The organism is Actinosynnema sp., from assembly GCF_052038725.1.
The window spans coordinates 1-7,561 of sequence record NZ_JBQGCX010000514.1 but is presented as its reverse complement, the minus strand read 5'-3'; the positions used below and the strand labels follow the sequence as shown (position 1 = coordinate 7,561).

General features: G+C 72.6%; 6 protein-coding genes and 1 tRNA gene. 3 read left to right on the top strand and 4 right to left on the bottom strand.

What is annotated here, in order from left to right; genetic code table 11:
• Window positions 1-292: 292 nt before the first annotated feature.
• Window positions 293-377: transfer RNA gene (locus tag ACTUAL_RS10260), tRNA-Ser, on the bottom strand.
• Window positions 378-390: 13 nt separating this feature from the next.
• Window positions 391-822, bottom strand: a complete 432-nt coding sequence (locus tag ACTUAL_RS10255) for a MarR family winged helix-turn-helix transcriptional regulator (RefSeq protein WP_096491038.1) — start codon at window positions 820-822, stop codon at window positions 391-393.
• A gap of 194 nt (window positions 823-1,016) precedes the next feature.
• On the opposite strand from ACTUAL_RS10255, the gene ACTUAL_RS10250 reads away from it, so the two are divergent.
• The gene (locus ACTUAL_RS10250; protein ID WP_440900106.1) at window positions 1,017-2,744 is read left to right on the top strand and encodes a bifunctional metallophosphatase/5'-nucleotidase; all 1,728 of its coding nucleotides are present in this window, start codon (window positions 1,017-1,019) and stop codon (window positions 2,742-2,744) included.
• Between the two features lie 458 nt (window positions 2,745-3,202).
• Window positions 3,203-4,108 (top strand): KPN_02809 family neutral zinc metallopeptidase, encoded by a 906-nt coding sequence (gene ypfJ / locus ACTUAL_RS10245; protein ID WP_440900105.1) that lies wholly within the window; start codon window positions 3,203-3,205, stop codon window positions 4,106-4,108.
• A gap of 102 nt (window positions 4,109-4,210) precedes the next feature.
• Here the strand turns inward: ypfJ and ACTUAL_RS10240 are convergent, their stop codons facing one another.
• Both ACTUAL_RS10240 and ACTUAL_RS10235 read right to left on the bottom strand, forming a co-directional pair.
• Window positions 4,211-5,731: a M28 family metallopeptidase gene (locus ACTUAL_RS10240; RefSeq protein ID WP_096491035.1), complete on the bottom strand. Its 1,521-nt coding sequence runs from the start codon at window positions 5,729-5,731 to the stop codon at window positions 4,211-4,213.
• A 79-nt stretch (window positions 5,732-5,810) separates the two neighbouring features.
• Window positions 5,811-6,443 carry a GNAT family N-acetyltransferase gene (locus tag ACTUAL_RS10235; RefSeq protein ID WP_096491034.1) on the bottom strand — a complete coding sequence of 211 codons (633 nt, stop codon included), beginning with the start codon at window positions 6,441-6,443 and terminating at the stop codon, window positions 5,811-5,813.
• Window positions 6,444-6,487: 44 nt separating this feature from the next.
• Here ACTUAL_RS10235 and ACTUAL_RS10230 point away from each other — a divergent pair, with 44 nt between their 5' ends.
• A complete protein-coding gene (locus ACTUAL_RS10230) occupies window positions 6,488-7,462 on the top strand; it encodes an NAD(P)H-quinone oxidoreductase (protein ID WP_096491033.1) in 975 nt (324 codons plus the stop codon).
• Window positions 7,463-7,561 lie beyond the last annotated feature (99 nt).

Genomic DNA, 7,561 nt, shown 5'->3' with positions numbered 1-7,561 from the left:
GAGCGTGCCGGAGCCCACGACGGTGTTGATGGCGCCCGCGAACATCCCCGCGAGTGCGACGACGACCGCCTCGAACACCGTCATCACGTGCTCCCCGTTGGTCGCGGATAGTGCGCGGACGCTAACACCGGGTGCCCGGCGGTGTGGCGGGGCGGCGATCCATCTCACGATCACTTGCGGCGGGGGGGCGGGGCGGTGCGCGGTTTCCGGTGTGATCGGAGGTCGCCGGAAAAGCCGAAGGGCCGTTCCACCCGAAAGGGGAACGGCCCCGCGCGAACTTTGTGACCACTTGCGGAAGCGGAGGGATTTGAACCCCCGGACCCGTGAAGGTCTCCCGCTTTCAAGGCGGGTGCATTAGGCCGCTCTGCCACGCTTCCCTGCGCGACGAGGTTACCCGTCCACCCCCCGCAGGTGCGTGATGACCCGGCTGAAGACCTTCGCCAGCACCTCCTGCTCCTCCGGGCTGAGCAGGTCCACCATGTGCTCGCGCACGCCCCGCACGTGCGTCGGGGCGGAGTTCTGCAGGACCCGCGCGCCGTCGGCGGTCAGCTCGGCGAACACGCCCCTGCCGTCCTCGGGGCACTCGCGGCGCCTGACCAGGCCCTCCTTCTCCATCCGCGCGACCTGGTGCGAGACCCGGCTCTTGGACGACGCGACGTCCTCCGCCAGCTGGGACATCCGCATCCGGCCGCCCGGCTGTTCGGAGAGCCGCACCATGACCTCGTAGTCCGCGAGCGACAGGTCGTGGTCGGTCTGGAGCTCGCGGTGCAGCCGGTCCGAGAGCATCGCCGCCCCGACCACGTAGTTGCGCCACGCGCGCATCTCGCCCTCGTCCAACCACCGCGGTTCAGCTCCCACACCGCACAGGCTAAGGCCGCGCGCGGCCACGGCCGCGACATCTCCGTTAACGGACGATCCTCCGGGATGTCTGGTGCCCTTCACCCGCGCGCGGCAGACTGCCACGCCGAACGCGCTCCTCCCCTACCCGGAGCGCGCCCCCCTGAGGAGTCCCCAACATGACCTGGTTCAGACGGAGCGCCGCGCTGGCGGCGACCGCCGTTGCCGGCGCCGCGGTCCTGCTCGCGCAGTCCCCGGCGACGCCCGCGCAGGCGGACAGCCGCGCCTCGGGCAAGACGGTGGACGTGCGGTTGATAGGCATCAACGACCTGCACGGCAACATCGAGCCGCCCACGGGCTCCTCCGGGCGGGTGACCCTGTCCGACGGGACCACCGTCAACGCCGGTGGCGCCGCGTTCAACGCCACGCACATCAAGAAGCTCCAGTCCGAGGTGCGCAACTCGGTGATCGTCGGGCAGGGCGACCTGATCGGCGCCTCGCCCGTGGTGTCGGCGCTGTTCCACGACGAGCCGACCGTGGAGATCCTGAACAAGGTCGGCATGGACGCGACCGCGGCGGGCAACCACGAGTTCGACGAGGGCTACCGCGAGCTGCTGCGGATGCAGCACGGCGGCTGCCACCCGGTCGACGGCTGCCAGTTCAGCCCGTCGTACACCGGCGCGAAGTTCAAGATCCTCGGCGCGAACGTGACCCTGGCCAAGTCGGGCCTGCCCGCGCTGCCGCCGTTCTGGGTCGAGTTCCGCGACGGCGTGCCGATCGGCTTCATCGGGATGCCGCTGAAGGACGTGCCGATCCTGGTCGACCCGAACGGCATCAAGGACCTGAAGTTCGGGGACGAGATCGCCGCCGCGAACAAGTACGCGGACCTGCTGAACTGGCTGGGCGTCAAGTCCATCGTGCTGCTGGTGCACCAGGGCGACAACACCACCGGCGGCGGCCCCGACGACTGCAACACGGTCGCGGGCGGGCCCGGTCGGCTGATCGCGGAGAAGGTCAGCCCGAAGATCGACGCGGTCTTCTCCGGCCACAGCCACCAGCAGTACAACTGCACGGTCACCGACCCGGCGGGCAACCCGCGCCCGTTCATCGAGGGCCTGGCGTTCGGCCGCGAGCTGTCCGTGGTCGACCTGAAGATCGACAAGCGGACCCGCGACGTCGTCCGCTCGGAGACCAGGGCGCGCAACCACGTCGTCACCCAGGACGTCACCCCGGACCCGAAGATCCAGGCCGTGATCGACCAGGCCAAGTCCAAGGCGGGCCCGATCGCGAACAAGCAGGTCGGCACCATCGCGTCCGACATCCTGCGGGCGCAGAACCCGGCGGGTGAGTCGGCGCTGGGCAACCTGATCGCGGACTCGCAGCTGGCCGCCACCACCGGCAACGGCGCGGTCGCCGCGCTGATGAACCCCGGCGGCGTGCGCGCCGACCTGACCTACGCGGGCTCGCCCGCCGGTGAGGGCGACGGGGTGGTGACCTACGGCGAGGCGTTCACCGTGCAGCCGTTCGGCAACATCCTGCAGACCGTCTCGCTGACCGGCGCGCAGCTCAAGGCGGCGCTGGAGCAGCAGTGGCAGACCGTGAACGGCGCGCAGCGGCAGATCGTGCTCCAGCCGTCGGCGGGCCTGACCTACTCCTGGTCGGCGTCCGCGCCGCAGGGCGCCAAGGTCTCGAACCTGGCGATCAACGGCGCGGCGGTCGACCCGGCCGCCAGCTACCGGATCACGATCAACAGCTTCCTGCAGGGCGGCGGCGACGGCTTCAGCGCGTTCACCGCGGGCACCTCGGTGACCGGTGGCGGCATCGACCTGGACGCCTTCTCCGGCTACCTGGCCACGCACCCCAGCGTGTCCGCCCCGGCGCTGGACCGCATCACCACCACCCCGTAGTCGGGTGGGGCGGTGGGCGGGCCGCGCACGGCCCGCTCACCGTCCGCGACCACCGTCCACCACGGACGGTGTGTCGTCGTTTCACCAGTTCAGGCGGGTTGCGATCACGGCCGGAACAGGCGCATCCTCGAAACCAGGAACGGCGGCCGGAACGAATCCGGCTCGCACTCCGGAAGGGTTAGGTGGTGCGGTGCTGACATGTCCTCTCAGTGACGTCCCGCAGTCCCGCGGAGGGATCGGGCGCAGTCCACGCGCTTGACGCTGTTGACCCGGTGCTCTCCGGCGCCGTCTCGAACGACGCCGCCCGAGGTCCACGCCAACCTCGCGCCGGACGCGAACGTCACTCCCGTAGTGGAAGCAACCAGGAGGTGGGCCCGGGGGATCGGGCCCACCTCCTGGCGCGTCCGGGGCTAAAGTTGATCGCAGCCCGTGGCGGACGCGACTTGTGGAGGAACCTCGTGCAGTTCAACGAGGACGCGGAACTGGACACCTCGCAGGTCAACGACCAGCGGGGCGTCGGCGGAAGGGTCGCCCTCGGCGGGGGCGGGCTCGGGATCGTCGGCGTGATCATCTACCTGGTGCTGAACCAGATCGGCGGCGGCGTCCCGCTGCCGCAGGGGTCCGGGTTCGGCGACGTGGGGCAGGACCAGCAGGTCGGGTCGCAGTCCCTGGCGCAGAAGTGCCGCACGGGCGCCGACGCGAACCGCGAGGACGACTGCCGCGCGGTGGCGTTCATCAACTCGATCCAGGCGTTCTGGAACGACCAGTTCTCCCGGTCCGGCCGGTCCTACAAGGCCGCGCAGACCAACTTCTTCTCCGGCGGCGTGCGCACGAACGGCTGCGGCAGCGCGAGCTCGGCGTCGGGCCCGTTCTACTGCCCGGCCGACTCGCAGGTGTACATCGACCTGACGTTCTTCCAGGAGCTGAAGACGAAGTTCGGCGCCACGGGCGGTCCGTTCGTCGAGGCGTACGTGCTGGCGCACGAGTACGGGCACCACGTGCAGAACCTGCTGGGCACGTCCAGCCGGGTCGGCAGGGAGACGGGCCCGAAGTCGGGTTCGGTGCGGCTGGAGCTCCAGGCGGACTGCTACGCGGGCGCCTGGGCCAACCACGCGACCACGACGCCCGCCGCGTCCGGCAAGCCGCTGATCACCGGGGTGACGGACCAGGACATCGCCGCCGCCCTGGACGCCGCCGCGCGGATCGGCGACGACTTCATCCAGAAGGAGCTGGGCGGCGGCCGGGTGGACACCACGCAGTTCTCGCACGGCTCCTCGGAGCAGCGGCAGAAGTGGTACACCGCCGGGTACCGGAGCGGGAACCCGGCGCAGTGCGGGACGTTCGACACCGACGACCTGGGCTGACGACGACCGGGCCGACGACGACCGGGGCCGACCCGGTCCGAGGGCGGAGAACGACGAGGGGGGCGCCCCACCGCACCCGCGGGGCGCCCCCTCCGCTTCCCGCTAGGCCACGTCCGCGTGGCTCGGGTGGACCGCCGCGGCGCGGGCCTGTGCCGCGGCGCGGAAGGTCGACCTGGTGGCGCGCGGCGGGACGCCGTTCACGTCCTCGGTGCTGATCGCGTAGCTCGCGGTCACCCAGGCGAGCGCGTCGGCGTTGCGGTCCAGCGCCGTGCGGTCGAGGTTGGCCAGGGTGTCGCCGGGGCCGTGGTAATTCGGGTCGAACGCGGCCCCCGCCTCGCCGCCCCACTTCGCGGCCTGGTCGTCGGTCTTCTTCCCCTCGGCCCCGGTGAACAGGCCGCCCGCCGGGATGCCCTGGGCGATGAACTCGCCGTAGTCCGAGCGCCCGTCGAAGTCGGTGCCCTCCACCTCGACCCCCTTGGCGGCGGCCAGGTAGTCGGTGAACGCCTGCTCGACCTGCGCGGAGCCGTGCGGGCCGGGGCCCGCGCCGACGCCGTCCGAGTCGTCGCCGTCGTAGACGAAGTACGCGGCGTTCGGCGAGCCGATCATGTCGAAGTTCAGGTACAGCGCGATGTCCAGCTGCTGCTCGAAGTCCAGCGCCCGCACGTACTCGGTGGACCCGACCAGCCCCAGCTCCTCGGCGCCCCACCAGGCGAACCGCACCGCGTTGGTCACCTTGGGCGAGCCGCCGAGCTTGAGCGCGGTCTCCAGCAGGCCGGCCGAGCCGGTGCCGTTGTCGTTGATGCCCGGCCCCTCCTCGACGCTGTCCAGGTGCGCGCCCGCCATCACGACGTTGTCGGAGCGGCCGGTCCTGGTCTGGGCGATGACGTTGCGGGCGACCCGGTTCTCCTCGTGGAACCGCAGGTCCACGGTCACCTGCTGCCCGGCGCGGCCGAACAGCGCGGCGCCGTCCGCCTTGCTCACCCCGCCGGTGGGCACGACGCCCGGCGAGCCGAGGGTGACGCCGGACAGCGGGCCGTCGGCGTTGTTCGCGACGAGCACGGCGACCGCGCCCGCCGCCGCGGCGTTGCGGTGCTTCACGTCGAACGTGCAGGCCCCTCGGCGGATCAGGGCGATCGCGCCGGTGAAGTCCTGCCCGGCGAAGTCGTCCGCCTCGCAGCCGGGGGTGGCGTCCTCGGGCACGGCCCGCAGCGGGCCGGTGAGGCCGCCGACGGGCGTCTGCGGCGACTCCTCCAGCGCCAGCGCCTCGTACTCGTCGCCGCCGACCGCGGCCGTGGCCGCGTCGTAGATCTGGACGGGGTAGGTGAACTGCGGCGTGGTCACCTCGTACCCGGCGCCGCGCAGCTTGCCGACGACGTAGTCGACGCTGGCGTCGTAGCCGGGGGTGCCGACGGCGCGGTTGCCGTCGTTGCGGTCGGCGATGCGCTGGAGGGCGATCAGGTGCCGGTTGACGCCGTCGACCCCGACCTCCCTCGTGAGCTTCTTCGCCAGTGCGGGGCCGTCCGGACCGGCCGGGGCGGCGGTCGCGGTCGGAACGGCTACCAGCGCGAGGGAAGCCGACGCGGCGATGGCCACCGCGCGTCGGACTCCGTTCTTTGCTGACATGGGGTCGTCCCCTTCACTCGGATTGCGGCACCCTCCTAAACCCGGTGGCGGGCCCGCAATCCTTCGGCCGGGGGTTTCTTCACGCGATGAGCAGTTCTGCGCACGCTGCGTGTCCCTCGACCGTGGGATTCCACGTCGGGCGGGTGAACTGCTCGCGGGTCACCAGGAGCCGGATCTCGGTGACCGCCTCGCCCCGGCGCACGGCGCGCTTGGTGCCGTCGGGCCGGTAGCCGAGCTTGCGGCTGACGGCGAGCGACGCCGCGTTGTCCTCCCACGCGGCCGAGCGCGCCTGGACCGCGCCCAGGTGGTCGAAGGCGTACGCGAGGACGGCGGCGCGCATCTCCGTGCCCAGGCCCGCTCCCTGGTGCCGCAGGCCGAGCCACGAGCCGGTCATGACCTCGCGGGTGGCGGCGAAGTCCTTGGCCTCCGCGGTCTGCGTGCCGATCACCCGGCCGTCCAGGCGCACCAGGAAGTTCAGCGACCAGTCGTCCGGGGTGAGCGCGGCGCGCAGCCGCCAGTGGTGCTGGAGGGTGCTGGTGGCCAGCCGGTCGGCGGGCGCGTCGGTCCACGGGAAGGCGAACGGCATGTACTCCGGCGGGTGGACGCCCCGCTGCGCCTCGGCGGCGAGCTCGAGCAGGCCCGCGTCGTCGTCCGGGCGCAGTTCGAGCCGGGGCGTGGTGATGACGAGGTCGTGGAAGGGCCAGGGGTTCATGCCTGGATGGTGCCTCGTCGAAGATCGGATTACCGTTGATTTCCATGCGTGCGATCACCCTGAGTGAGTTCGGTGGGCCCGAGGTGCTCCAGTGGTCGGAGGTGCGGGACCCCGCACCCGGCCCCGGCGAGGTGCTGCTGGACGTGGCGGCCACCGCCGTGAACCGGGCCGACCTGCTCCAGCGCAAGGGGCACTACCCGCCGCCGCGCGGCGCGTCCGAGGTGCTGGGGCTGGAGTGCTCCGGCGTGGTGGCCGCGCTGGGGCCGGGCGTCGAGGGCTGGTCGGTGGGCGACGAGGTGTGCGCGCTGCTGGCGGGCGGCGGGTACGCGGAGCGGGTCGTCGTGCCCGCCGCGCAGCTGCTGCCGGTGCCCGAGGGCGTGGACCTGGTGACGGCGGCGGCGCTGCCCGAGGTGGCGTGCACGGTGTGGTCGAACGTGGTGGTGCTGGCCGGGCTGCGGGCCGGGGAGACGCTGCTGGTGCACGGCGGCGCGGGCGGGATCGGCACGCACGCGATCCAGGTCGGGAAGGCGCTGGGGGCGCGGGTCGCGGTGACCGCCGGGTCGGCGGAGCGGCTGGCGCGGTGCGCGGAGCTGGGCGCGGACGTGCTGGTGGACTACCGGGAGCAGGACTTCGTCGAGGTGGTCGGCGCGGCGGACGTGGTGCTGGACAACATGGGCGCGTCGTACCTCGGGCGGAACGTGGACGTGCTCGCGCCGGACGGCAGGCTCGTGGTGATCGGGATGCAGGGCGGGGCCAGGGGCGAGCTGGACCTGGGGAAGATGCTGGGCAAGCGGGCCTCGCTGATCGCGACGGGGCTGCGGCACCGGCCGGTGGAGGGGCGGACCGGCAAGGGCGCGGTCGTGGCGGCGGTGCGCGAGGGGCTGTGGCCGCTGGTCGCGGACGGGCGGGTGCGGCCGGTGGTGCACGAGGTGCTGCCGCTGGAGCGCGCGGCCGACGCGCACCGGGCGCTGGAGGGCGGCGGGGCGGTGTTCGGGAAGCTGGTGCTGGCCACGGGCTGAGGGGCCCGACGGGGCACCGGGACCGGCCCCTCCGGTGCCCCCGGAGTCCTTCTGCCGGGGCGGTGGCGCCGCCTACCTTCGGAGATGATCACCGGAGGC

Excerpts from the sequence above, each read along its gene's own strand:
- ACTUAL_RS10240 (WP_096491035.1), bottom strand. The coding sequence starts at position 5,731 with ATGTCAGCAAAGAACGGAGTCCGACGCGCGGTGGCCATCGCCGCGTCG.
- ACTUAL_RS10250 (WP_440900106.1), top strand. The coding sequence starts at position 1,017 with ATGACCTGGTTCAGACGGAGCGCCGCGCTGGCGGCGACCGCCGTTGCC.
- ACTUAL_RS10255 (WP_096491038.1), bottom strand. The coding sequence starts at position 822 with ATGCGCGCGTGGCGCAACTACGTGGTCGGGGCGGCGATGCTCTCGGAC.
- ACTUAL_RS10235 (WP_096491034.1), bottom strand. The coding sequence starts at position 6,443 with ATGAACCCCTGGCCCTTCCACGACCTCGTCATCACCACGCCCCGGCTC.
- ACTUAL_RS10230 (WP_096491033.1), top strand. The coding sequence starts at position 6,488 with ATGCGTGCGATCACCCTGAGTGAGTTCGGTGGGCCCGAGGTGCTCCAG.